Raw genomic sequence first — 24,246 nt, forward strand, 5'->3', positions numbered from 1 at the left:
CCTTTTGGAGATTGTTGTTTTGGTTGGTTCTCTCTTGTAAGGCTCGATTTTCCCAATAAAATCCCCCCTTCCCTTGAGCCCTTGAGCGAGGAGCTACTAACTTTTGGTGAAGCTTTTTTCAAAAGCTTCCTTCACAAGCGCTGGCGGAAGATGACGTGCCTTTTTTGGAAGTGCAAGTTTTGAAGGGGGGTTTCTATTGGATTCGCTCCTTTTGTGAGTGTTTCTCCCTTTGAAGGCGCCCGGAGGGCGCCGATGGTAAGTTGAACCTATCTTGGGAGGTTTTATTACAGTGTTAAACCCTCCACTGGCTTGCCCCTTGTTAGTGCACGACCGTTTTTCTGCTTCCCGAAGAGAAAGGTGCTTTTCACCGGCCTTCATTAAAGGATGCGCAAAGCTTCTTCCGGAAAGTTTATCTAAAAAGATGTCAATGTAGACCCTGATGAAGATTGTTAAAGTACCCTCCGATGACAAAGTCGGTGTCATAAACGTCGGCGCGCCACCGAAGGTCGAGCTCGACATCGACGTCAAGCCCCGGAAGGGAGAACTCGTCGTCTGGGTAACGAACCCAAACACCTTCAAGGTCGAGACGGACAACGAGATTGAGCTCTACGAGTACGTCGGTTTCTGGCAGAGGCTTGACCCGGGGATAGTGTTTCTAAACCGCAAAATCGTCCTAATCCCCGGTGAAACGATAGAGCAAAAGTTACCGGTAGAGCTCCCGCCAGGGAGATACAAGGTCGTCAAGGTAGCCTATGTGAACGGGGCCAAGGTCAGGGTCGAAAAGGAGTTCACGGTCCGCTGAGCCAGAACCTCTTCAGGTAAAGCCTCATCCTCGCCAGGTCAACGGGCCTCATAGTCTCCACCATCCAGTCTGGAAAGTCCTTCCTGACGTTCCTCCAGAGGACGCGGTAGTCGAGGATTATTATCGAGCCCTTCTCCTCCGCAGAGCGGTGAACCCTTCCGGCTGCCTGAACCAGTTTCCTGTGGGCGGGCAGGTAGTAGCCGTAGTAGCGGCCCTTTCCCGGGAACTTCCGCTCGAAGTACCTTATCTGGGCCTGCACGCGCGGAGTTGGCCTCGCGTAGGGAATCCCGACCAGTATAACCCCGTTCATCTCGTCGCCAGAGTAATCCTGTCCCTCACTGTTCCTCCCGCCCATGACGCCGAGCAGAACCGCCCCGTTGCCCTTCGCATGGGCTTTAAACGAAGCCACCATCGTGTCGTTCTCGGCCGAGCTCACCCCCTGCCTCTCGATGAATACCGCCTTTCCCGTTCCTTCAAGTCTGACCTCAAGGTTGGCCGAGAGGAGGCCCTGAAGGACTTCATAGGAGGCAGTGAAGACGCCGACGTTCTTGGGAATTAGCTTAACGGCCTCGACGATATAATCGACCATCTTCCTGTAAACCTGGAGCGAGCGCTCCTCACCGCGCGTCGATACATCTTTGGCGACCAGAACCTGCGCGTTTTCGCGCTTCACCATCCTCGGAAACTTCTTCAGCTTAGCTTTTTCGATGCCCATGACGTCGCGGAAGGCCTCAAGCGGGGTGAGCGTTCCGGAGATGAAGAAGGCGCTGTGGACTTCCCTGAGAAAGGTCAACGCCTTCGATGGGTCCAAAGCCACGAGCTCAAGGCTCAGGCCTTTTTCCCTGCTGAGCAGGAAGAGGTAGTCCTCCCTTCCGATGAGCGAGAACCAGAGGAGCAGGAACTCGCCAACGCGACCGATATAACTCCTTGGAGGTTTGCCCTTCTCTATCCTGTCCTCCCTTATCGCCTCGCCTATTGAGACCATCTCGTTCAGCGTTTTGACGAGCCAGCGCTCGCTTATCCCGAGGGTTCTCATGAGGTGGACGAAGACCAGCTCGGGCTGAATCGGGGTTTCCTGGATTTCCCTGTCGGCGAGCTTCTCACGGAAGAGCAACTCAAGACCCTTACCAAGTATGCTCAGGAAGTTGGCTATCTCGTTCTCCCTGTACTCGTCGGCCTCCTTAATGGCCCTGTTGAGGGTGTGTATGCTCAGCCTGTCGCTCAAAGCCGAGATGGCCTGGTCCGGCAGATTGTGGGCCTCGTCGAAGACGATTATCAGGTCCGAATAATCCACGCCGAGCGAGCTTATCAGGCTCTCCCTTATGCCCGGGCTTATCGCGTAGAGGTAGCTGGCAACGATGACGTCTGCCTTCTCGGCTATCTTCCTCGTCAGGTCGTAGGGGCAGAGCTCGAGCGTCTCTGCGTAGCTCAGGATTTCGGACGGGTGAGAAGGGCTTTCAAGGAAAAAATTCACCAGCTCGTTGAACTCGGCCTTTTTCTTCTTCTCGTTCTCGTAGAAGGGGCACTTTCCGAGCTTCTTCAGGTTCTTGCAGACGACCATAGCGGTGTAGGCGTCGCTCGTGAACTGGGTGAGGTAGTTGTGGAGGCACAGCTCCTTCCTGCCCCTGAGCTCAACCCCGGAAACCCTCGCCTTCCGGTTTATCGCCTTGAGCTCCTCTATAACTCTGTCCATCTGCCTGTGCGTTCGGGCTAAGTAGAGAACCTTGAGGCCGAGCTCTTCAGCTATTGGAAGAACGCCGGCCAGAACGCTCACGGTCTTACCGAAGCCGGTAGGTGCCTCGATTATGGCGTTCTCTCCCCTCTCGGCAGTTTCGCGCACGAGCTCGATGAACTCTGCCTGATTGGGCCTGAGGGTGTCGTAGGGAAAGTACTGGAGGTCTGGTTGCATGGGAAGAGTTTTTAACGGGTCGCTTTTAACCTTTCCCGTGGTGAAGATGGAGGAGCGAGAGAAGAAGCTGGTCGAATACGGCATCGAGGCAGTTATTATAGCGTGGCTCGGCTACCTGTTCCTCTACCAGAACTACCTGCTCCACGAGTGGCACCGCGGGCTCCCACTGCCAAGCAAATGGCCCTTCGCCTTGGGGGGAATAGCAATCGGATTGGCTTTTCTGGTTTACGAGCTGTGGAAGCTTGAGAAGAGGTCACCGACGGAGAACACTGAGGAAGTACTCTCCCCCGAGCTCGAGGCCTGAGAAGTCATCTTCACCGACGCCAAGCAGGGGCTTGTTAACTTCGACTATCGCGCTTCCACCCGAGCTCTCGTGCTCGATGCTTTTCACCACGTCGTTCTCGACGGTTATCCTGAACTCCTCGCCGTTGCCCTTTCCGCGGAGGGAGAACGTCCCGTTCCCGAGGCTGAAGCGGAGGTACCTGAGAAGGTGGGGAAGGTCATCAGATGCCATGTCCTTTATGTAAAACTCCCCCTCCCCCGTCGGAAGGATTTTTCCGACGATTCTCCGATAGCTTTCCGAGAAACGGCAGACCGCCAGGGCGAAGCCGTTGACAAGGGCTTCCAGCTTTCGACCGAGAAAGCGCTCGACGAGGTCGGCGGAGGCCCTTGACTGGAGGACATCACCGTCAACGGAAGCGGAGAGAATCAGCAGTCCCTTCGGGCCCTTCATCACGTAGGTGGCCGTTGAATCTGCAAATGCCACGTTCATTCGGCCGGAGAACTCAAACTTAAATAATCTCCTCCTGATTCGTATTTGAACGTCGAACGGCTCTTCTCCCGATACCTCGGCCTCGAAGGGCAGGGACTTGAAGAGTTCCCTTGGCTTCGATGTCACCCACCTAACGGCCTCCCAGTCCGCCGAGAAAGGCATCTCTGCCGTCCTTGATTCCATCGCTGGACACCCTTGAGCAGTGCTGGAGAAAATTTGAAGGGAGGCTTATAAAATTTAAGGGAGAATCAGAGCTTCAGGTTCGGAATCTCCTCGATGACCTTGGTCGTCAGCTTGACCGCGGCATCGACGTCACGCTCGTCGACGACCTCGGTGTTGGAGTGTATGTATCTTGCTGGAATGCTTATGCCACCGCTCGGGACGCCGGCCTTGTTGAGGTGTATGGCTCCTGCGTCGGTTCCTCCGCCGGTGAGGATGTCCCACTGGTAGGGTATCTCGTACTTCTTCGCAAGCTCCTCCATCCACCTCACAATCGTCGGGTGGCAGATGACGGAGCGGTCCATTATCTTAATGGCAACGCCCTTTCCGAGCTGGGTTATCTGCTTGTGCTCCGGAGTTCCCGGGACGTCGGCCGCTATGGTGACGTCGAGGGCGAAGCCGTAGTCCGGGTCAATGCCGAACGCCGAAACCTTCGCTCCCCTGAGTCCTACCTCTTCCTGAACGGTCGCGACGAAGTAAACGTCCGCATCGGTCTCGCTCAGCTGTCTCGCCGCCTCAACGAGGGTGTAAACGGCTATCCTGTCGTCGTGGGCGATGCTGACGAGCCTGTGCTTTCCAAGGCGCTCGAGCCTGCCGTCCCAGGTGATGACGGTGCCTATCTTTACGCCCATCTCCTCGGCCTCTTCCTTGCTCTCGGCACCGATGTCAATGAAAATCTGGTCCCAGGTCGGGGCCTTGTTCCTCTGCTCCGGCTTCTGGATGTGTGGCGGAACGCTTCCACCAACGCCGTAAATGAACTCGTTCGGGCCAATCCAGACCTTGAAGCGCTGGGCGATGAGGGTTCTCGGGTCAACACCGCCGACCGGTGCAACGCGGAGGAAGCCGTTCTTCTCGATGTGGGTCACCATGAGGCCAATCTGGTCCATATGTCCAGCGAGCATGACCTTCGGACCCTTTCCTTCCTTGTGCGCTATGACGTTTCCGAGCCTGTCGACCCTAATCTCGTCGACGTAGGGCTTGAAGGCCTCGATTACAACGTCCCTGACGCCGAGAAACTCAAAGCCGGAAACACCGGGGGCTTCAACGATTTTCTTGAGCAGTTCGAAGTCCACCATCGGCACCACCGTTTAGATAGTCATCGTAATGAGCTTTTAAGGGTTTAGGTGGGCCACCTCTTCATTATGGGGAGAAGAGCTGGCAAAAGAAAAGTCACGGGTATACTCTGACTCCCATTGCCTTCTCTCCATTGTCGTATATTTCCCGTATCTTGAACAGGTAAGCGGGCGTTTTAGTCCAATCCCGTGGCTCTTTTGGCCGATGAAACGTATCGTGTACCGCGTTTACAAACTCCCATACCGGACCGGACTCGTGAATCTCCACCTCACACCTGACCTCATAGGACGTACTTGGAGGGGTGAAAAAGAGTATCGTTGCCTCCTTTCTGCCTGTTCTCAGGTTTTCCCAAGTGTGTTTTCTGGCGAGCTCTAAGGAAACCAACTTGCTGAAGTCGATTTTCTCTCTCACGTAGATTTCATCTAGAAGAAATTTTAGGGCCCTTTTGGAATCGTAGGGTCTTTGAAGTTCCTCCCGAAGTTTTTCAAGAGCTTCCGGAAGATATTCTTGCCTGTGTATAAATCCAATCCCCTTTATCGAACCGTTTATCCCCGCTTTCCCGCAGGTTATGACGGCGGCGTTGTGCCGGGTAAAGCCGATGAGCGCCTCGGGCCCAAACTTCCCCTCAGCAAGCCTCTTAATTCCTTCCACCCTTTCTTCGAATGCGTATTTTATGAAGTCGTGGGGTATCATAGTATCACCGTTCCTTTTTAGGCCTTAACTTTAAAAGACACTTCTGTGACATTCGCCCATGTCACCGGTTTTGCTGAAGCTCAACGTGGTTCCGTGCAGGTTCGTGGAGAGGCTCAACCGCTTCGTTGCTCTGGTCGAGGTGAACGGCGAAATCAGAAAGGCCCTTCTCACCAACACCGGTCGCCTGGAGGAGTTTATGATTCCGGGACGAAAGGTCTTCTGCACGCCTAAGAGCGGGGGAAAGACAGACTTCGTTCTTATAGCCTTCGAGGATTTAGGGGGAAAGGGAGCGATAGTGGACACGAGGACTCAGGCGAAGGCCTTTGAAAGGGCGGTTGAGCTCGGCCTCGTCTCCTGGCTGAAGGACTGTTCGATAAAGCGGAAGGAAGTTCGCGTTGGCAACTCCCGCCTCGACTACCTCTTCGAGTGTCCCGGTGGAGAGCTCTACGGCGAGATGAAGAGCGCCGTTCTAAGGGGAGGCGAGAGGGGTGAATACGCGATGTATCCCGACTGCCCGACTTTACGCGGACAGAGGCACGTTAGGGAGCTGATTGAACTCGCCAGAGCAGGAAAGGACGCGATAATCTTTTTCATCGGGGCGATGCCCGGCGTCGAGAAGTTCAGGCCCTACGAGAAGGGCGACCCGGAACTCGCGAGACTTTTGAGGGAGGCGAAAAAAGCCGGTGTGAGAATTGAAGGCTTCTCGATTTCGCTCCTGCCCGACGGAAGGGTAATCCTCGAAAGGCCCGAGCTGAAGGTCGAGCTATGAGAACGGTTTTAAACCGGGGCGAGAATTATTGACGGTGGTGAGCATGGCGATAGTTGACGTTAGGATTCTCGTTGAAGGGGCGAGCGACGTTGAGGTCGTCAGCAAGGCCCTGCAGGGGCTCGCGCTGGGGAGCGAGTACAACATCACAATCTCCGCCATAATCCCGACGACCAACGTGGACATAGCCAAGAGTGCCGCGGCAGGAGCGGACCTTCTCATCATAGCGACCGACGCCGACCGCGTGGGAAGGGAGCTCGCGGAGAGGCTCTTCAACGAGCTCGGAGAGATGGTCGGGCACATCGAGAGGATGAAGCTCCCCCTCGGCCACGACCTTGAGCACGTCGATGTGGAGCTCGTGAGGAAGGAACTGAAGAACACCCTCGTCAGGGCCGGGCTGAAGAGCCTGCAGGTCCTTCCGGAGTACATGGAGCTCAGGAAACAGCTCCTCGACGTGAAGGGCAAGTACGACCAGCTCGCGAACGAGTACGAGAGCCTTTACAAGGAGCACGAGGAGCTTCAGAAGAAGTATGAAGAGCTTCACGCCGAGTACGTCAGGCTGAGGAACGAGAACGAGGGCCTGAGAGAGCTCCTCGACAAGAAGAGCAGGCCGGTCAAGATTGAAGAAGCGTGGACGAACCTCTTCCCGGCTGAACCCGTTCCGGACGAGAGGATTTTCGCCATAGCGGTTGAGAAGCTCGGCCTTGCAGGAAAGGTCGTGGTCGGCCAGGGCTACGTATTCGCCGAGGAGAGGGAGCTCGTGGAGGAGCTCATGAAAACAGTTTACCTGAGCCTCGCCATAAAGGAGGGCCTTGAGGAGAAAGCCGAGAGCGAGGAAACCGTTGAGCGGAAGGAGGAGAAGCCCGAACCCCAGGAGAAAGCCGGAGATGAAATCGAAATCATTGAGGCTGAGCTCAAACCGGACGAACTGCTCTAAGGGCTGAGCGATGGACGAGGTTATAGAGGAGTTCGAGACCTACCTCGACCTCGAGGGCAAGAGCCCGAACACAATTAGGATGTACTCCTACTACGTCAGGCGATACCTCGAATGGGGCGGGGCTTTGAACGCGCGCTCCGCCCTCCGCTTCCTGGCGAGGTTAAGGAGGGAGGGCTACTCCAACAGGAGCTTAAACCTCGTCGTCCAGGCTTTGAGGGCCTACTTCCGCTTCGAGGGCCACGATGAGGAAGCGGAGAAGCTGAAGCCACCGAAGGTGCCGAGGAGCCTGCCGAAAGCTTTGACGCGCGAAGAGGTCAAGAGGCTCCTCTCCGTCATCCCACCGACGCGAAAGAGGGACAGGCTGATAGTTCTGTTACTCTACGGGGCGGGTCTTCGTGTCAGCGAGCTGGTCAACCTGAAGAAGAGTGAAGTCGACTTGGAGAGGGGCATAATAGTCGTCCGCGGTGGAAAAGGGGCCAAGGACAGGGTCGTGCCGATTCCGGAGTTCCTGGTGGAGGAAATCCGTTCCTACCTCGAAACGCGCTCCGATTCGAGCGAATATTTACTCGTCGAGGAGCGGAGGAAGAACAAGGACAGACTCTCGACGAAGACCGTCTGGTACCTACTGAAGAAGTACGGGAAAAGGGCAGGCGTTGAAGTCACGCCCCACAGGCTCCGCCACAGCTTCGCAACGCACATGCTCGAGCGGGGAGTGGATATAAGGGCCATTCAAGAACTTCTCGGCCACTCCAACCTCTCGACGACCCAGATTTACACGAAGGTCACCGTCGAGCACCTCAGGAAAGCCCAGGAAAAGGCGAGGCTCATGGAGGGGCTGGTGGAGTGAGCGGTACACCATGCAGTACCGTCCCTTTTTAAAGACTGGTACGGCATACCGTACCAACCAAAAACCAAGCCTAACTGTCCCGGAGAGAACGAGAAAACATTAAGAAGACGTCAAAGCGCGCCCTTCTCCCTCAGAAGCGCGAGGTAGCTCGTGAAGGCTCCGGTTGAGATTGTGTCGCCGAGGCCGACCGTCGAAACCGGGTTCTTAACGAGCCTCGTCGGGATTATCACGACCTTGTATTCCCTCGTGCGGAGCCGTCTCTTGGCCTCCTCAAAGCGTAGTTTTACGTACTCCCCGCGCTCGTTGTAGGGGACGCTCAGACCGACCTTGAAGTCCTCGGGCGAGCGGACGTCGCCGAGTGAGGCCCTCGCCGCCGCTAAAGTCGTTGCTATCTCAAGGCTTCTCCTGAGCTCGTCCTCGCTCAACGGGTTGTCAGCGTGGGTGATGTACATGAGGTAGTAAATCGTGTGGATTTGCAAAACTTCGAGGTTCATCTCATCTATGAGGATTTTTCCGCCCAAGACAGTGTCCTCGATGCGGTTGTAGGTGAATATCCTGTCGGCGAGCTTGGAGTAGCCGAGGGCGCTCAGGACGTAGGCTATCTCCGACTCGTCCATGCCGACGCTGTCAACGAGCGGGAAGAGGTTGTAGATGACCTTCTTCCTGAGTTCTCTGCTCTGTATCGAAGCGAACTCCAGGTGGACCTTGACGTCCTTCTCGCGCTTGAGCAGGAGAATGTCCTTCTTGGCCTCCCTGAGATAGTAGTTCGCGTCCTTTCCGTCGGAATAGCGAAGCCTTATCCCCTGGTAGCCCGAGAGGATTGCACCATCAACTTGGAGGCCAATCTCGGGGAGAAACGGTTTGAGAGCCTCCTCCGTGTAAATCCTTATGCTCTCGAAGCGGGCCGAGACGATGAAGCGACCAGAGTAAGGAACTGTAATCGTCTCGTCGCCCAGCCTGAAGGTCGTTCCGGCGCGGAACTCGAAAATCCTGTTCACCTTGACCGGGTCGTTCTCGCGGTAGGCCTCGCGGGGGTGCTTCAGAACGAGCTTTCCGTTCCCAACGACGGGGTAGAAGAGGTTCTTCTTTGGAACGAACATCTCGGCCTGCCTCTTCGCGAGGTGTGGGGTGTAGACGATTACCTTCCTGAAGTCGAGGTTGGCTAAGAGGTTCGCTATTATTCCCGCCTGACCTCCAATCCTCTCAACGTCGTACTTGAAGTGGTCATCGAACCAGCCCTGGAGCTCCTCGTTGACGAGGGGAACGGCCATCGGCTTGCCTGTCTTGAGGGCGTGAACGAGCCTCGCGACGAAGTCAATCGGCTCCTCAATCTGCCGGGGAAACTCTTCCATCCTCCTCCTGACGGCATCGGCGCCGAACTCGTCTATGAGCCTCTGAACGGTCTCGCCCTTGAGGTAGACTATCGCGTCAACGTTAGCGTTGTAGGCCGTGAAAATCGACAGCTTCCTTGCCTCGTCGAGGAGCTCCACCATTTGTATCACCCTCAGTGACTAACTATGGAGGAGTTGAGGGAGGACTCTTAAAAGGGTTTCGTTTTAAATTAGGAAAGCAAAAAAGAGTTAGGGAAAGCCGGGTCAGTACTCGGTGAAGAGCCTTCCGAGGCTCGGAATCCGCTCCATGACATCCATCTCCCTTAAAGCCAGCCAGAGGGAGGCCTGGTTGCTGGTAACCACGGGCACGCCGAGGTCCTTCTCGAGGGTCTCGATGATTTCGAAGGTTCTCCAGTTGGTACAGCTTATGAAAATCGCCTCCGCCTCGTCGGTGAAGCTCGCCTTCGCGAGGCGGTAAGCGGTGTAGGGCTCGAGCTTGCCGATTGCCTGGTTGTCCTCGAGGCCGAGGCCCCTGATGTCGAGAACCGTGAACTCGTTGGCCTCAAGGAACTCCTTCTCGCGCTGGTTAATCTCGTCGGTGTAGGGCGTTACCACGAGTATTTCTCTCGCGTCGAGCATCTTGAGGGCCTCTATCACCGCGGTGCTCGTGCTTATTACCGGGACGTTCACCTCGTCCTCGATTTCCATCTCAAGCTTTTTCTCGTAGTCCTTTCCGCCGATGAAGGAACCGCTCGTGCACCCGTAGAGTATCAGCTCAACGCCCGCATCCCTGAGCAGTCTGGCGCTCTCGACTGCCAAAGTGTTCATCTTCACGAGCTCCTCTTCGGTGACGTTCCTGAGCGGAACCCTGGCGGTGTGAAGCGAAACGCCCTCCGGCAGGTAATCGTGAAGCTCCATCTCCATCGTGGTGTTCGAGGAGGGAACTATAAGGCCGAGCCTTCCTCTCCATCCGTACATGCTTTCACCCTCCGGGGTTTCTCGGCGCTTCTATTAAACCTTTGGTTTCGAAAAGGGATTAATAAAGGAATCCCCAACGGTGACCGGTGGGAACATGGAACTGGACGAGGCGATAATGAAAAGGACCTCCGTGCGCTACTTCCTCGAAAAGCCCGTGCCGGAGGAAGCCATTAGAAAGCTCATCGAGAGCGCAATAAGGGCCCCAACCGCGAGCGGACTTGAGAACTGGCTCTTCGTTGTCTTCAGGAGCGAGGAGGCGAGGAAGAAGCTCTACGAGCTCATAGCGGAGGGTATGGAGGTTTATTACCGCGCCGTCAACCTGCCGGAGGAGAAGATAGAGAAGCTCAGGAAGAGGATGTACAAGGAGGGCATGTTCAGGGCGCCGGTTTACATAGCGGTCTTCATAGACAGGCGCGTTCGCTTCCTTCCTGGAAAGGAGTTCGACGAGGTTGAGTTCATCTGGAGCGTCGAGAGCGCATCGATGGCCATTCAGAACCTCATGCTCAAAGCTGTGGAGCTCGGCCTCGGCACGGTCTACATCGGCGTGACGAGCTTCAAGGGCATCGAGGAGAGGGTTAGAGAGCTCGCGGGTCTCGACGAGAACCACTACCTCGTGGGAGTCATTCCCGTCGGCTACCCGAGGAGCGAACCCAAGCCGAGGAAGAGGAAGAAGGGCGTCGATGACGTGACGAGGTTCATCTAAACTTTTTTATCCCCTTTATCCAAGCAAGGACGATAGCCATGATAGAGTTCGTAATCCTCCTCGGGGTCATCGGTGGCTGGCTCGTGATGACGTCAACGCTCTTCCTAATGCTGGCCTTCGGCAAGATGATGGGCTTAGTCGGGGTGCTCTTCCTCGTGGGGTTCATCGTCATGAACCAGAGCTGGAAGGTTCGCTATATGCGCGCCATAGTCGACGCCACCCCGAGGGCGAAGGAGCTGGCGAGGCACATCTTTGAGATGAACGAGCTTATCCTGCTCTCGTCCTACCTGATGTCCCTCGTGCTCTACACGGTCATCCAGAAGTACATAGAGATTGTTGTCAAGTTCCCGGTGGCGAGGTGATTCCATGAACGTCGTCATAGTCCGCTACGGTGAGATTGGAACGAAGTCGAGGCAGACGAGGAGATGGTTTGAGAACATACTCATGAACAACATACGCGAGGCTCTGGTGAGCGAAGGAATCGACTTCAAGAAGGTCGAGGCCAAGCACGGGAGGATTCTCGTGAGGACGAACAAAGCCAAAGAGGCCGTTGAGGTCCTTACGAGGGTTTTTGGCATAGTCTCGCTCTCGCCGGCAATGGAAGTCGAGGCGAACCTTGAGAAAATAAACAAAACTGCCCTAAAGCTCTTCAGGAGGAAGAAGAGGGAACTAAACCTTGAGAGGCCGAAGTTCCGCGTCACGGCGAGGAGAATCACCAAGGAGTTCCCTCTGAAGAGCCCCGAGGTTCAGGCCAAGGTTGGGGAGTACATACTCGAGAACGAGGAGAGCGAGGTTGACCTTCACAATTACGATATCGAGGTCGGCGTCGAGCTGATGGAGGGTAAAGCGTACGTCTTCGTTGACAAGGTTAGAGCCTGGGGAGGACTGCCAATAGGCACGCAGGGCAAAGTTGTCGCTCTGCTGAGCGGGGGCATTGACTCACCCGTTGCTACCTTCCTGATGATGAAGCGCGGTGTCGAAGTGATTCCAGTCCACATCTACATGGGCGAGAAGACCCTTGAGAAGGTCAGGAAAATCTGGAACCAGCTGAAGAAGTACCACTACGGCGGAAAGGCCGAGCTTGTAGTTGTCAAGCCGAAGGAGCGCGAGAGAATCATTGAAAAGCTGAAGGAACTCGGGAAGGAGAAGTACACCTGCGTGTTCTGCAAGTTCATGATGGTGAGGCACGCGGATAAGATAGCCAAGGACTTCGGCGCGAAGGGCATCGTGATGGGCGACTCCCTCGGGCAGGTTGCCAGCCAGACGCTCGAAAACATGTACATCGTCAGCCAGGCGAGCGACTTACCGATTTACAGGCCGTTGATAGGCATGGACAAGGAGGAGATAGTTAGCATAGCGAAGAGAATCGGCACCTTCGAGCTGTCCACACTGCCGGAGGACGAGATACCCTTCATTCCAAAGCACCCAATAATCAGGGGCTCGTGGGAAGAGTTCAGGAAGCTCTACAGGGCGGTCTTTGACGAGGAACCGAGGAAGAGGGAGTGCTGAGGTGGTCGCGGTGGAACTCGAACGCTTCGCTTCCTACGTAGCCCTTTCCCTGCCCATCATCTTCATCGTGGGCCTTGCAGTAGTCATCCACGCCAACCCATGGTTCTCCTTCACGAACAACGCGCTGAGCGACATGGGCTCGCTCAAGAACCCCAACCGCTGGCTTTTCAACGGTTTCGTGATGTTCTTCGCGGTAGTTGCAATGATTCCGTCCGTTGTAGCCTTCAAGCACGGCCTCTCCTACCTGATGCCCCTCGCGCTGGTCTTCCTTTTCCTCGTCGGGGTTTTTCCGGAGGAGACCCCTTACCACACCCCCTCGGCGGTGCTGTTCTACGTTCTGGCGCTGGCAGATATAGCGCTCGTCGGGATAAAGCTCGGGCGGAAAAACCCTATCAACTACGTCTGGAGCGTTCTCTCGGTTGTCGTGTTCCTCACGATGCTCTACCTGATTAAGGCGAGGGTCTTCAAGGGGCTGGCGATTCCGGAGTTGATAGGGGCATCGCTAATCCTCGCGTGGTTCGTCTACATCAGCATTCTCCTTAAAGGTTTGAAACCCTGAGTTGAAGAAAGCCTCATAAAAGCCCGCCCGAAGTTCCGGTCATGAAGGCCGTCGCACTGCTCAGCTCGGGCATCGACTCACCCGTGGCAATCTACCTGATGCTCCGGAAGGGAGTCGAGGTAGTTCCGGTTCACTTCAGGCAGGATTCCATCAAGGAGGAGAAGGTTCACGAGCTCTGGGAGGTTCTGAGTAAATACGGCAAGCTCGACGAGTTAATCACGGTGGACTTCGCGGAGGAGCACGTGCCCGTATTTAAGAGGCTGAAGGAGCTCAAGAAGGAGCGCTGGACCTGCGTCTTCTGCAAGTGGCTGATGCTTAGAAGGGCCTGCAGGATTGGGCACGAGGTCGGAGCGAGTGCGATAATAACCGGCGACTCCCTCGGACAGGTCGCTTCACAGACGCTCGACAACCTGCTCATAATAAGCTCTGCCAGCGACCTGCCGGTTCTGAGGCCCTTGATTGGACTCGACAAGGAGGAAATCGTTCAGATAGCCAAGGAGATAGGAACCTTCGAGATAAGCGCCCGTGAGGAGCCAAGCTGTCCCTTCACGCCGAGGTATCCGATAGTCAGGGGCTCGCCGGGCGAGTTCGAGAGGATTAGGGGCCTGCTGTGATTACCCATTTTTGTCCACAACTGAACGTTTTAGGAAGGTTTTTAAGGAAAACTCCCTAACTCCACCCGGTGACGGCCATGAACGTGTTCGAGAACAGTATCGAGCTGTTCGAGAGATACAAGCCGACGCCCCTCCTCAGGCTGAGGACGAGGGGGGATGTCTTTTGCCAAGTTAGAGTTCTTTAACCCGTTCAGCAGGAGCATAAAGGACAGAACGGCCTACAAACTGCTCTTCTCGGCCCTTGAAAACGGAAACGTTGGGAGTGTTTTTGAGGCAAGCTCCGGCAACACGGCAATAGCACTCGCTTCGCTGAGCAACGTGCTCGGTGTAAAGTTCAGGGCCTACCTGCCGAGGCCAACGCCGAAAGCCACGCGCGTTCTGCTCGGCGTTCTCGGGGCGGAGGTCGTTCTAACGGACTTCGAGACGATAGACCGGGAAATGGTGGAGTTCGTCAGGGAAGAGGCCGGGAGAAGCGGGGCCTTGAACCTGAACCAGTACGAGAACGAGAACAACTTCCTGGCCCACAGGGAGACTGGAAGGGAGATAGCCGAGCAACTGGAGAGCATCGGGAAGAGACCCGACCTCCTCATAGCGGGGGTTGGCACTTCCGGACACATCGCCGGGATTGGGAGCTATCTGAAGGAACGCTACGGAACGAGGGTTGTGGGCGTCGTTCCTGCGAAGGGCGAGAGGATTCCCGGGATAAAGGGCCTTGACACCGGACCGAAGTGGATAAGCTATGTTGATGAGGTCGTCGAGGTTACCCTTGAGGAAGCTATTGCAGGGGTCAGGGAAGTTGCAAGGCTCAACGGAATCCTCGTGGGGTTGAGCTCCGGCGCCGTTTACCGGGCGATGAAGGAGCTAAAACCGGAAGGAACGACTGTCCTAATCTTCCCGGACGACGGCTTCAAGTACGTCGAGATTTTTGAGAGGTTCTCCTGACGGAGGAAAGGCTTTAAAGGCCCCCTCCAACTTTTTCCATGCTCAACCTCAAGCCACCAAGGCTCGCCACGTACCTGCTCACCATCAACGGAATACTCCTCCTCGGCTACGCCTACTACTGGAGCTCGGTTACGTACCTGTTCTTCGGCCTGCTCAACCTCGTCCTGGCTTACGGCGTCGGGCGGGAGAACAGGAGGGCGATAAAGGTCGCGCTGGTCTACATAGCGATAGAGTTCTTCTTCGCGTTGCTCTACTTAATCTCTGGAAACATCTACTCCGCCATCGATGCCGGCATAAGCTTCTTCATAATGCACGACCTTTTGAGCTACATCGAACTCGTCTACAAGGAGGAAAAAGAGGCCGAGGAAAGGGAAGAGAGGCCAGAAGGCGATTAAGCGCACCTCTCCTTGTACTCCGAGCTGACCTCGGGCTTCTTTTCCTTCGGCTCCTTGAGGATAATCCTCGCGTCGACCACAACCGCGCCCTTGCCCTTCTCGTAGACGAAGACGGGGTTGAGGTCCATCTCCTTAATGTAGTCCCTGAGCTCATCAACCAGCTGGCTGACCTTGAGGAGCAGGTCAACGATGGCGTCTATATCAGCTGGCTCCTCTCCACGCGCTCCTGCCAGAATCGGGTAGCTCTTGATTTCCTTAATCATCTTCCTCGCGTCGCGCTCCGTAATTGGGATAATGCGGAAGGTCACGTCCTTGAGAACCTCGACGAAGATTCCGCCGAGACCGAACATTATCGCGTGGCCGAACTGCGGGTCCTCGGTGACACCTATGATTATCTCCCTGCCGGGCCTGAGCATCGGGGCGACGAGAACGCCGAGGATTTCTGCATCTGGGCGGTATTTCTTCGCGTTCTCGTGTATCTCCTCCCACTTCTGCTTGAGCTCCTCGGGGCTCTTTATGTTCAGCATGACGACCTTCGCGTCGCTCTTGTGGAGTATCTGGGGCGACATCAACTTCAGGGCAACGGGGTAGCCTATCTCCTCCGCGTACTTGAGAGCCTCATCGAGGGTCTTGGCGAGCTTCTCGTTCGGAACGGGGAGGCCGTAAGCCTTTAAAACCTGCTTGGCCTCGTACTCAACCATGGCCGTCCTGCCCTGGGACAGGACGGACTCAATAACTTTAAGGGCTTCCTCCTTCATGCTACCACCACCGTAAGCGTTACTCCTTCGCCTTCTCCCGGTACTGGGCGTACCTCACGAGGCCTGCTAAAGCGCGGACGCCCCTCTCGGGGGTCGGGTAAACGGGAACGCCCTTCTCCTCCAGCATTCTCGCGTAGCGGTCGGTCTTCTTACCGCCCATCGCAACGGCCACAATCGGCTTGTCGCTCTTCTTCTGGTAGTCGGCTATGATGTCAATGACCTTCTCCTCCTCAAGGAGAGGAACCTGGAAGAGCACTATGACGAGTATCGCGTCAACGTTCGGGTCCTTGGTGAAGGCCTCCAAAGCGAGTCTGTAGCGCTCCGCGTCGGTGTCTCCAACGACGTCAGTGGGGTTGCCGACGACCGCGTGCGGTGGGAACTTCTCCTTGAGGAACTTGACGGTTTCCTCGCTGAGGTCTGCCATCTTGAGGCCGAACTTCGCCACCGCGTCGCTGGCCATGACTCCTGCTCCACCGCCGTCGGTGATGATGCCTATCCTGTCGCCCTTCGGGAGCTTGTGAACGAGCTGGGCAAAGGCCTTGGCCAGGTCGAACATGTGCTCGAAGTCCTCAGCCCGTATAATGCCCGTCTGCTTGAAGACCGCGTCGTAAATCGTGTCAGCACCAGCCAGAGAACCGGTGTGGCTCGATGCCGCTTTGGCTCCGTACTCGGTCCTTCCGCTCTTGAGGGCGATGACGGGCTTGACCTTCGTTATCCTCTTGGCAGCCTCTATGAACTTCCTTCCGTCCTTGACGCCCTCGATGTAGAAGGTAACGACGTTTATGCTATCATCGTGGATGAAGTAGTCCATCAAATCGGCGTCATCAACGTCGAGCTTGTTTCCGTAGCTGACCATCTTGCCGATTCCTATGCCCGCTCCTGCCGCCCAGTCAAGCATCGCGGCCGCGAAGGCACCGCTCTGACTGACGAACGCTATCGGCCCGCTCTCGGGCCTGTCCATCTTGCTCTCCGGCAGGAAGACGGTGTCAACGCCGGTATCTGGGACGTAAACGCCAACACAGTTCGGACCGATGACGCGTATGCCGTTCTCCCTGGCAATTTCAAGGATTTCGCGTTCGAGCTTCTTGCCCTCTTCACCGAGCTCTCCAAAACCACCGGTGATTATGATGACGGCCTTTATGCCCTTCTTCGCTATCTGCCTCATCGTATCGGGCACGAAGGGGGCCGGAATCGAAATAACCGCCAAATCGGTGTCATCAGGAAGCTCCTCAACGCTGTGATAAACCTTGTATCCGTCAATCTCGTCGAGCTTGGGGTTCACGGGGTAGATGTTGCCCTTGAATACCCCGCGCTCCTTGTTCATCTTGAAGTTCTCGAAGATAACGTTACCAACCTTCCCCTTCTTGTTGGTTGCACCGATGATAGCGACCGCCTTCGGGTCGAAGAAGGGTTTCATTTCCTCCACTATCTTCTCAGCCATGCTCGTCCCTCCAGAAGTTATCCGAGAGTTCCTTCGGTGGGGATGTATAAAAGGGTTGCGTTTTGTAAAAATGGACCTCAATGAACTTCAAAGCTCACCAATGTCTCTGAGAAAGGCCAGACTAACCCGGGCGTCGTCGAGACTCGAGACCTCCAGGGCACGGCTGAACTTTATAAGCTTGGGCAGGACCTTCCGCCAGGGGACGGTTCCCCTCCCGAGGGGCAGGTGCTCGTCGCTCTTCCCGGAGTTGTCGTGGAGGTGGACGTGAACGATTCTATCGCCGAGGAGCGCCATAAAGCGCTCGAAGGGAAAGCCGACGGTGTTGAGGTGGCCGACGTCGAGGGTGACGCCGAGGCCAATGCCATCTAAAAGCTCGGCCAGCCTCTCGGGAGTCTGGGCGTCGAGTATCGGAAAGCTCGGCATGTTCTCAACGCCGACCTTAACGCCGAACTCCCCCGAAAGCCCCTCAAGCTCCCGAAGGGAATCGCGGTGAACTCTGTTGTAGTCCTCCCTGAACTTTCTGCTCGCCGGCGAGCAGTGGCCAGGATGAACCGTAACCACGAGCGCGTTCAGACGGGAGGCAACGTCAAGCGTCTCCCGCAGGACTTCGATGGAAGCCCTCCTGAGCCTCTCGTTGAGCGAGCCGATGTTGACGTCGCTGAACGGGGCGTGGACGGTAACCCCAAGCTCGAAGCTCCCGAGAACGTCGGCGTAGGTTTTCCACGTTTCCCTCGTTAGGAAGTTCGGCCACTCGCTGACCAGCTCGACGAAGTCGAAGCCGAGCCCTTCAGCTCCCTCGAGCCAGCGTTCGAACTCCTCAGGAGTTCTACCCGTGTAAGACGTCATCGAGAGCCCTATCATGCTCCCACCATCAGCTTGGCTATCGCGACGACGTAAAGGGTTCCAAATATGTCGCTGTTGTTCGCTATCAGGGGAATGGCAACGCTGTCCGGGTCTATGTTGTGCTGGAAGAGGACGTAGGAGAGCGAGTAGGCGTAGAGCATTATGAAGAGGGCCATCAGGGGATAGGTGACGGCGAGCTCAAGGGCGAACCTTGGCTCAAGACCGAGGAGGAGATAGGCTATTCCCGCGCTGAAGAGGTTGATGAGAACGCCCATTATCGGGGCCGTCAGGAGGAGCGCGAGGATTTCCTCAAAGGGCTCCCGCGAGAAGTAGCTCTCAATCTCACCGAGGTTGAGCTTGGTTGAGGTTTTCGCGGCGATTATGGAGCCGTAGTTGCCGAAGGAGCTGAGGATTGAGGGGTAAGCGAAGCCGAGGATTACGGTAGAGGCTATAAGCCCGCTGAAGCGCTCGAGGGTGAAGCCCGAGATTAGGCTGAGCATCGCGAGGGCAGTTATCGTTGTGAAGAGCTGCTTGTACTTCAGGAACTCGGCAAACCTGACGCGGGAGAGGAACCAGAGGACGAGCAGGAGGAGGAGTGAAGCCCCGTTTAGTGTCCAGAACGCCTTACCGCTCGCCTCGAGGAGGAGAATGAACCCGATTAGCGTTGGAATCGTCAGCAAATCGCCCATCGAGGCGACGAGAGGTGCCGCGAGGCTGTCGGGGTCAACGTCCCTCTTGAAGGCCAGGATTGTTATTCCAGCCGTGAAGTAGCCGAGGATTAGCGAGACGAGTATCGTCGAGCCGATGACTATGAAGAGTATCTCGAACGCGTGATAGCGGATTCCCCTTATGACACCTATCGCCCAGAGGAGCGTTACGGGAATCAGCGAAAGGAGCATGGCGATGACGACGTTCTCGAGGACCTTTCTGTCCTTCATCGAGGGCTCGAGCTCACCGAGGTAGAGCATCGTGGAAAAGCGCGAGGCCATCGAGCTGAAAACGTTTCCGCGGAGACCCATCATTCCAGGGAGGATGACGAGCAGGCCCGGGTAGCTTTTCCTGATTCTGTCGAGGTATTTGCCGAGGAACGTTCCCCCGAAGAAACCTATGACTAGCGAAAGGACGAGTGAGGGAAGGGACACCCTGAAGGCGTTTCGAACCTTATCACCAAACGACATCGAGGGAAAGTCGCTGGAGGGCATTTAAACGTTTGTGCCGAAAAGTTAAATAATCGCCCGCCCAACTTAGACCGGTGAAGCGGGAGTGGAGGAATGGGACGAGGTTGAGGTTCCCAAGAACGTTAAGGACATCTTCATCGAGATGAAGAACACGGCCGAGCTCATGGTTGATTTGGCCTATTCGGCGGTTCTCTTCAAGGAGAAGGAGATGGCGGAGGAGGTTTTGGAGCTTGAGGAATACCTTGACATACTGAACTACAACCTCGCGGTGAGGGCCGTTTTGGCGGCGAGGAATATGAAAGAAGCGGAAAGGATAACGTCCATTCTCCAGATGGCCCGCTCCATAGACGACATCTCCGACGCGGCAGGGGATTTGGCGAAAATGGTCCTTGAGGAAAAGCTCCATCCGCTGATTACAGAAGTAATCCTGGAGAGCGAAGAAACCATAGGCAAAATCGTCGTTTCCCCCGAGTCTGTGCTGGTCGGCAAAACCCTTGAGGAGCTCGACCTCGCGACGAACACCGGGGTGAGGATAATCGCAATAAGGCGCGGAAAGAGGTGGATTTTCGACCCCGACGAGGACACCAAGATATTCCCCAACGACATCCTCATCGGCAGGGGAACGAGAACTGCCCTGGACTACCTGAAGGAGATAGCGAGGGGCAACATCAAGGTGATGCCCAATGAATGAGTTCGACGAGATTAGGAACTGCCTCGTCGAGATGAAGGATTTATCGGCCCTCATGATTGACCTGGCCTTTTCATCGGTCATGTACAACAGCGAGGACATAGCCGAGGAGGTCTATCTCTTAGAGGAGAAGATGGACGACCTGACTTTGAAGGTCAAGAAGCTTGCCCTCCGCGCGGCTAAGAGGGAAGAAGACCCCGAAAGCCTGCTGAGCATAATAGACCTGGCGGACATCAACGAGCGCATAAGCGATGCCGCCTACGGGATAGCGGACATAATCCTCCGCGACATCGAGCCCCACCCGATTATTCAGAAGATAATGGAGGACACCGAGGAGGAGCTCGGTCGCGTTACTGTAAGGGCCGGCTCGGTTCTCATCGGCAAGACCCTTGAACAGCTCAAGCTTCCGAGCAAGATAGGCACGAGGATTCTGGCAATAAAGCGCGGCGAGCGCTACATCTACAACCCCGGAAGGAAGGACACGATTGAAGAAGGTGACGTCCTCATAGCGGTCAGCTCGGACATGGACAAGCTGAGAAAGCTGGCGGGCGAGGAAGTGGAAGAGGAGGAGTGACCTCTTTCATTCGAAAACTTTTTATTCTCTGCTGTAGTTTCTCTTGCAGTGGTCGCGGTGAAGCTGAGGACTCTGGCGGTAGTGCTGGGTGTTCTCCTCGTAACTGCGTATTCCCTCGCGTGGCTCCACGAGAGAACCTTAGTGCATCACGGAAGCTCCCGCGTTTTCTGGCTTGAGGGAGAGAACATAACCTCAAACGGCTCCAACCTCTCAAGCATCCTCGGGGACTTCAGGACACTGGGGTTCGTCGAAAGAGAAGTTAACGGCTCCGTCGGCATGAGACTCCGGTATATCCCCCGGGCGCTGTGGGCCACCGCAGGGCAGTGCAGTATTGAAGGGCCACTCCTGATAACGCTGTCCCCAAACCGGACAACTTCAATAGAGCACATCTCGGTCAGGGCCACCCTCGCCGGCGATGGATGGGCCGACGAAATCTGGCCCGATTTTGCAGACCCCAACCCCATCGTCATCCCTCCCAAATTCGAAGGAGGGCCGAGCTGTCCCGGCGAAAGCGAGGAAAGTCTGTGCGCCCGGTTCTGGGCGGTTAAGCCCCTCTGGGGCAGGAAGGTAAGGCTGTATCTCCATCCGGACTTTACCCTGCTCCAAAACGGCTCCACATGCAACGGGAGCGTTCTCCTTGAGGTCCGCGTTGAATACCTGGTGAGAACGGGCTTTTTCACGTCCAGGCGGGAAGCGATGGTTGTCAGGCTCCCAGTGAAGCTCCACATCTACAACCTTCCAGAGCCGACATCCAGGATAGTTGTGAGGTACAAAAACGAAACTACCGTATATCCTCGTCCCTGACGAGCCCCTTCGCGTAGGGACAGAGCTCCTTCAGCGGACAGCTTTCGCACTTCGGCCTTATCGGCTTGCATATGCTCCTCCCGTGGTCTACCATCGCGTGGTTCACGTAAATCCACTTGTCCCTCGGAATCAGCTCCATCAAGTATTCCTCGACCTTCTCCGGAGGAACCCTCGGCGGGGCCAGACCGAGGCGCTTGCTTATCCTGTTCACGTGAGTATCAACGGGAATGGCCTGCCTTCCAAAGCCGTAAGCCAGAACGATGTTGGCGCACTTCCGGCCGATGCCGGGCAGTTTCATCAGCTCGTTGATGTCATCGGGCACTCTGCCACCGTACTTCTCAAGGATTATCCGCGAGGCTTCCACAATCCACTCGCCCTTCGTCTTCCAGAGGCCGACGCCCCTCTTCCTGAGGAACTCGCGCATCTCGTCAACCGGCGTGTTGGCTATCGTCTCGATGTCCCTGTATTTCTCAAAAAGCTCCTCCCAGACGCGATAAGTTACTTCGTCCCTCATGCGCTGGGAGATTATGCAGTGAACCAGCGTCCTGTAGGGGTCGCCGATTAGGAGCTTTTCCCTCGGGTGAGTCTTCATGAGGATTTCAACGATTTTTTCGGCCCTTTTCCTCTTCTCCTCCCAGCTCTCCTCGAAGGTGAAGCCCTCAAGGCTCAACGACCGTGACTTCCCTGCCATGCACTACCACCACCTTTCCCTCGGCCACTCTAACCTTTTTCAGGTTCTCGAACTCTCTGCTATAAACCTTTTGCCCGCTCCAGTTGTAGATTCGAACCTCGCTCCCGAGGACGACGACGAGCCCCTTCGCAAAGGGAACGGCATCATTTACCTCCCTCTCGAACTCGAGCGTGAACTCCTCGACCTCCCCAGCGGAGAACTCGATTTTTGTGGCCTTGTCCACCTTCAGGGGGCTCGGCTCCGCTAAGAGAACCTTAAACGGCAGGGGCTTTCCAAGGAGTTCCACCTCGACGGTCTCTCCAGTCTTCAGCTCCCTGCCCCTGAGCTTCTCCCTCACTATATCCTCGAAACCGGCTGGAAGTTCAGCCTCGAAGAGAGGTTTTAAAACGACCTTCATGGAACCACCAAAAAGGGATTGGGAGGTGAGGAAAAAAGGTTAGCGCCTCCGCGTGGTTAGCGGAAGGACTGCAAGGGCAAAGAGCAGGACTGCACCGGGTCCGCAGATTCCGCTGGACGTCTCTGGCGGCGAGGCCGTCGTCGGCCGCTGAACCCCGACGTGAACCCGCCTGCTGACCCCAAGGACGTGCTCATCGGGAATCCACGCCGGAGGCTTCTCGCCGAGCGTTCTAAGAATCGCGGCGAGCAGGGGATGGCTCTCCGTCTTCGGCTTCCTATCTGCGGTGATTTCCCAGACCATAACGCCCCCCAGGGTGTGGTTGAGGGCGTATTCCACCTTAATCGCTATGCTCTCGGGGTCGTCGTAGGTTATGAAAACGCCCCTGCAGTAGGCCCAGGGCACCTTTGAGGCGCTGCTCCAGTAGCGGGTGCACTTTCCGCTCGCTATCCTGCCGGCTATATCCCAGTAATCCATAACCCCATGCGTTTCCACAGCCGGCCCCCAGGTGCCGGAGGGAGTGCCATTAAAGGGCTGGTAGAGACCATGATTGGTCGGTGGAACGTTGGCGAAGCTCCTGCCGTAGAAGGGAACTCCGAGGACGAGCTTCTCGCCGGGAACCCTCTTCAGGTACCAGCTTATCGTTTCATTGACGCTCCCGAGCCCGGGCCCGCTGGGGTCCCGGTAGAGGGGCGCGTTGAAGTAGGTGACGTTCAGCCAAGGCCCCGCGTAGTCGTAGGCCATGACGTCTATGAAATCAACGATTTTTGAAACCTCCCCCCAGTTCACCCGGGACGCTATGGTCGTGTCAGCCGGCGCGGCGACGGTCAGGAGGTAATGCTTCCACGTGCTCGCGTTGTCGAGGGCTTTCCTGAGGGTTTTGAGAAGGAGGACGAAGTTCTCTCCGTCATCGGGCCGGACGTGGTTCCCCTCCATGCCCCCTCCGCCGGGGTACTCCCAGTCGATGTCAACGCCGTCGAAGCCGTACTTTTTGAGTATCTCAACGACGCTCCCCGCAAAGTTCTCGCGCTTGATGGGGTCTGCGGCTATGTCGGAGAAGTACTTGCTCAGTGTCCATCCTCCAACGGAGACGAGGATTTTGACGGCTGGATATTTCTTTTTAAGCCTTTGAAGTGCCTCAAAGTTCATTGGGTCCGCGTACGGGTCGGCCCACGTGACGGTTCCGTTCGGCAGGGGCTTCAGGAAGGCGTAGAGCACGTGGGTGACGTTCTCGAAGGGTATGCTGTAGGGTGAGAACGCCCTCGCGTAGATGCCCCAGGAGATGTAGTAGACGACGATGCGGTACGGCTGGGGAGGTGTTTTCACTATTAAGACGTTGGAGGGCCTTCCAAGCTTGCCACCCTTGAAAACCGGCCGGATGAAGTAGTAGTAAGTCGTGTTTCCCCTTAAGGAGTCGTCAACGAAGTTGGTGGCCGGGATTATTGGACCGAGCCTCTCCCAGTCCCCGCCCCCTGGAGGGCTGGACGTGACGTGCTTGGCCCGCCAGAGGGAACCGTTGTACTCCACTATCTCACCGGTGAGGTAGGCCTCCCCGGGATTGAACTTGGAGTAGTTGCTCCAGTTCACGGTGATGAGAAGGCTCTCCGTCAGGTTGTCCATGGAGGTGCTCCGATAAACGCGATACGCTATTGCACCTTTAACCGGGTTCCAAGTGAGGTTTACGGCGTCCCAGCCTAGGATGTTCCCGTTGAGCTGAGGGATGTTGTTTGCAGAAGCCCTTCCAGGAAGAGCCGTCCCGATAGAACAGACAACGAGAAAAACAAGGAGAATAGAGAGGACGCGGTTCATAGAACCACCCCTGAAA

General features: G+C 56.1%; 28 protein-coding genes. 15 read left to right on the forward strand and 13 right to left on the reverse strand.

Annotation, left to right across the window (positions count from 1 at the left end):
- The first annotated feature begins 439 nt into the window (after nt 1-439).
- On the forward strand, nt 440-802 hold the full coding sequence (locus tag BD01_RS04955; RefSeq protein WP_042690702.1) for a hypothetical protein: 363 nt from the start codon (nt 440-442) through the stop codon (nt 800-802).
- On the opposite strand, the gene BD01_RS04960 is transcribed toward BD01_RS04955, so the two are convergent.
- Nucleotides 789-2,711 carry a helicase C-terminal domain-containing protein gene (locus BD01_RS04960; protein ID WP_042690703.1) on the reverse strand — a complete coding sequence of 641 codons (1,923 nt, stop codon included), beginning with the start codon at nt 2,709-2,711 and terminating at the stop codon, nt 789-791. The genes BD01_RS04955 and BD01_RS04960 overlap by 14 nt on opposite strands.
- A gap of 46 nt (nt 2,712-2,757) precedes the next feature.
- Between BD01_RS04960 and BD01_RS04965 the strand changes: the two genes are divergently transcribed.
- Nucleotides 2,758-3,015, forward strand: coding sequence for a hypothetical protein (locus BD01_RS04965; protein ID WP_051482222.1), 258 nt, complete (start codon nt 2,758-2,760; stop codon nt 3,013-3,015).
- Here the strand turns inward: BD01_RS04965 and BD01_RS04970 are convergent.
- The 3 genes from BD01_RS04970 to BD01_RS04980 all read right to left on the reverse strand — a co-directional run bounded on the left by BD01_RS04970 (nt 2,965) and on the right by BD01_RS04980 (nt 5,469).
- Complete coding sequence (locus tag BD01_RS04970; RefSeq protein ID WP_042690704.1) at nt 2,965-3,666, reverse strand: hypothetical protein; 702 nt, start codon at nt 3,664-3,666, stop codon at nt 2,965-2,967. The genes BD01_RS04965 and BD01_RS04970 overlap by 51 nt on opposite strands.
- 65 nt (nt 3,667-3,731) lie before the next feature.
- Nucleotides 3,732-4,778, reverse strand: a complete 1,047-nt coding sequence (locus tag BD01_RS04975; protein WP_042690705.1) for a M42 family metallopeptidase — start codon at nt 4,776-4,778, stop codon at nt 3,732-3,734.
- Between the two features lie 94 nt (nt 4,779-4,872).
- Nucleotides 4,873-5,469, reverse strand: coding sequence for a hypothetical protein (locus tag BD01_RS04980; protein ID WP_042690706.1), 597 nt, complete (start codon nt 5,467-5,469; stop codon nt 4,873-4,875).
- A 58-nt stretch (nt 5,470-5,527) separates the two neighbouring features.
- Here BD01_RS04980 and sfsA point away from each other — a divergent pair, with 58 nt between their 5' ends.
- From sfsA to xerA, 3 genes are read left to right on the forward strand one after another with little or no spacing between them, the layout of a single operon-like run.
- On the forward strand, nt 5,528-6,238 hold the full coding sequence (sfsA, locus tag BD01_RS04985; RefSeq protein ID WP_042690707.1) for a DNA/RNA nuclease SfsA: 711 nt from the start codon (nt 5,528-5,530) through the stop codon (nt 6,236-6,238).
- 43 nt (nt 6,239-6,281) lie between these two features.
- A complete protein-coding gene (locus BD01_RS04990) occupies nt 6,282-7,172 on the forward strand; it encodes a toprim domain-containing protein (RefSeq protein WP_042690708.1) in 891 nt (296 codons plus the stop codon).
- Nucleotides 7,173-7,182: 10 nt separating this feature from the next.
- Nucleotides 7,183-8,019: a site-specific tyrosine recombinase/integron integrase gene (gene xerA, locus BD01_RS04995; RefSeq protein WP_042690709.1), complete on the forward strand. Its 837-nt coding sequence runs from the start codon at nt 7,183-7,185 to the stop codon at nt 8,017-8,019.
- 110 nt (nt 8,020-8,129) lie between these two features.
- Here the strand turns inward: xerA and pfkC are convergent, their stop codons facing one another.
- Both pfkC and BD01_RS05005 read right to left on the reverse strand, forming a co-directional pair.
- The gene (gene pfkC, locus BD01_RS05000) at nt 8,130-9,512 is read right to left on the reverse strand and encodes an ADP-specific phosphofructokinase (protein WP_042690710.1); all 1,383 of its coding nucleotides are present in this window, start codon (nt 9,510-9,512) and stop codon (nt 8,130-8,132) included.
- A 102-nt stretch (nt 9,513-9,614) separates the two neighbouring features.
- Entirely contained in the window at nt 9,615-10,328 is a 714-nt protein-coding gene (locus BD01_RS05005; protein ID WP_042690711.1) for a maleate cis-trans isomerase family protein, read from the reverse strand.
- Between the two features lie 94 nt (nt 10,329-10,422).
- Here BD01_RS05005 and BD01_RS05010 point away from each other — a divergent pair, with 94 nt between their 5' ends.
- The 7 genes from BD01_RS05010 to BD01_RS05040 all read left to right on the forward strand — a co-directional run bounded on the left by BD01_RS05010 (nt 10,423) and on the right by BD01_RS05040 (nt 15,050).
- Nucleotides 10,423-11,031, forward strand: coding sequence for a nitroreductase family protein (locus tag BD01_RS05010; RefSeq protein WP_042690712.1), 609 nt, complete (start codon nt 10,423-10,425; stop codon nt 11,029-11,031).
- A gap of 38 nt (nt 11,032-11,069) precedes the next feature.
- Nucleotides 11,070-11,393: a hypothetical protein gene (locus tag BD01_RS05015; RefSeq protein WP_042690713.1), complete on the forward strand. Its 324-nt coding sequence runs from the start codon at nt 11,070-11,072 to the stop codon at nt 11,391-11,393.
- A 4-nt stretch (nt 11,394-11,397) separates the two neighbouring features.
- Nucleotides 11,398-12,540 (forward strand): tRNA uracil 4-sulfurtransferase ThiI, encoded by a 1,143-nt coding sequence (gene thiI / locus BD01_RS05020; RefSeq protein ID WP_042690715.1) that lies wholly within the window; start codon nt 11,398-11,400, stop codon nt 12,538-12,540.
- A gap of 10 nt (nt 12,541-12,550) precedes the next feature.
- Nucleotides 12,551-13,099: a DUF998 domain-containing protein gene (locus BD01_RS05025; RefSeq protein ID WP_042690716.1), complete on the forward strand. Its 549-nt coding sequence runs from the start codon at nt 12,551-12,553 to the stop codon at nt 13,097-13,099.
- 41 nt (nt 13,100-13,140) lie between these two features.
- Entirely contained in the window at nt 13,141-13,713 is a 573-nt protein-coding gene (locus BD01_RS05030; protein WP_042690719.1) for an adenine nucleotide alpha hydrolase family protein, read from the forward strand.
- A gap of 156 nt (nt 13,714-13,869) precedes the next feature.
- On the forward strand, nt 13,870-14,655 hold the full coding sequence (locus BD01_RS05035; protein ID WP_042690720.1) for a PLP-dependent cysteine synthase family protein: 786 nt from the start codon (nt 13,870-13,872) through the stop codon (nt 14,653-14,655).
- Nucleotides 14,656-14,693: 38 nt separating this feature from the next.
- Nucleotides 14,694-15,050, forward strand: coding sequence for a hypothetical protein (locus tag BD01_RS05040; RefSeq protein ID WP_042690722.1), 357 nt, complete (start codon nt 14,694-14,696; stop codon nt 15,048-15,050).
- Here BD01_RS05040 and BD01_RS05045 read toward each other — a convergent pair.
- The 4 genes from BD01_RS05045 to BD01_RS05060 form a co-directional block, all read right to left on the reverse strand.
- Nucleotides 15,047-15,808, reverse strand: a complete 762-nt coding sequence (locus tag BD01_RS05045; RefSeq protein WP_042690724.1) for an acetate--CoA ligase family protein — start codon at nt 15,806-15,808, stop codon at nt 15,047-15,049. The two genes, BD01_RS05040 and BD01_RS05045, sit on opposite strands and share 4 nt — an antisense overlap.
- 19 nt (nt 15,809-15,827) lie before the next feature.
- Nucleotides 15,828-17,249 (reverse strand): acetate--CoA ligase family protein, encoded by a 1,422-nt coding sequence (locus tag BD01_RS05050; protein ID WP_042690726.1) that lies wholly within the window; start codon nt 17,247-17,249, stop codon nt 15,828-15,830.
- 87 nt (nt 17,250-17,336) lie between these two features.
- On the reverse strand, nt 17,337-18,110 hold the full coding sequence (locus BD01_RS05055; RefSeq protein WP_042690727.1) for a sugar phosphate isomerase/epimerase family protein: 774 nt from the start codon (nt 18,108-18,110) through the stop codon (nt 17,337-17,339).
- Nucleotides 18,107-19,270, reverse strand: coding sequence for a magnesium transporter (locus BD01_RS05060; protein WP_042693172.1), 1,164 nt, complete (start codon nt 19,268-19,270; stop codon nt 18,107-18,109). Before BD01_RS05060 ends, BD01_RS05055 begins: the two co-directional genes overlap by 4 nt.
- 85 nt (nt 19,271-19,355) lie before the next feature.
- Here BD01_RS05060 and BD01_RS05065 point away from each other — a divergent pair, with 85 nt between their 5' ends.
- The 3 genes from BD01_RS05065 to BD01_RS05075 are packed head-to-tail and all read left to right on the forward strand — an operon-like array spanning nt 19,356 to nt 21,336.
- Nucleotides 19,356-19,961 (forward strand): potassium channel family protein, encoded by a 606-nt coding sequence (locus BD01_RS05065; protein WP_042690728.1) that lies wholly within the window; start codon nt 19,356-19,358, stop codon nt 19,959-19,961.
- Nucleotides 19,954-20,532, forward strand: a complete 579-nt coding sequence (locus BD01_RS05070; protein WP_042690730.1) for a potassium channel family protein — start codon at nt 19,954-19,956, stop codon at nt 20,530-20,532. The genes BD01_RS05065 and BD01_RS05070 overlap by 8 nt, the downstream gene beginning before the upstream one ends.
- A 57-nt stretch (nt 20,533-20,589) precedes the next feature.
- Nucleotides 20,590-21,336, forward strand: coding sequence for a hypothetical protein (locus BD01_RS05075; RefSeq protein ID WP_042690731.1), 747 nt, complete (start codon nt 20,590-20,592; stop codon nt 21,334-21,336).
- Here the strand turns inward: BD01_RS05075 and BD01_RS05080 are convergent.
- The 3 genes from BD01_RS05080 to BD01_RS11150 are packed head-to-tail and all read right to left on the reverse strand — an operon-like array spanning nt 21,314 to nt 24,230.
- Nucleotides 21,314-22,027 carry an endonuclease III domain-containing protein gene (locus BD01_RS05080; protein ID WP_042690733.1) on the reverse strand — a complete coding sequence of 238 codons (714 nt, stop codon included), beginning with the start codon at nt 22,025-22,027 and terminating at the stop codon, nt 21,314-21,316. The two genes, BD01_RS05075 and BD01_RS05080, sit on opposite strands and share 23 nt — an antisense overlap.
- A complete protein-coding gene (locus tag BD01_RS05085; protein ID WP_042690734.1) occupies nt 21,996-22,424 on the reverse strand; it encodes a DUF6849 domain-containing protein in 429 nt (142 codons plus the stop codon). Before BD01_RS05085 ends, BD01_RS05080 begins: the two co-directional genes overlap by 32 nt.
- 39 nt (nt 22,425-22,463) lie before the next feature.
- Nucleotides 22,464-24,230 (reverse strand): glycosyl hydrolase family 18 protein, encoded by a 1,767-nt coding sequence (locus BD01_RS11150; RefSeq protein WP_084606319.1) that lies wholly within the window; start codon nt 24,228-24,230, stop codon nt 22,464-22,466.
- Nucleotides 24,231-24,246: the final 16 nt, after the last annotated feature.

The organism is Thermococcus nautili, from assembly GCF_000585495.1.
Taxonomy (GTDB): domain Archaea; phylum Methanobacteriota_B; class Thermococci; order Thermococcales; family Thermococcaceae; genus Thermococcus; species Thermococcus nautili.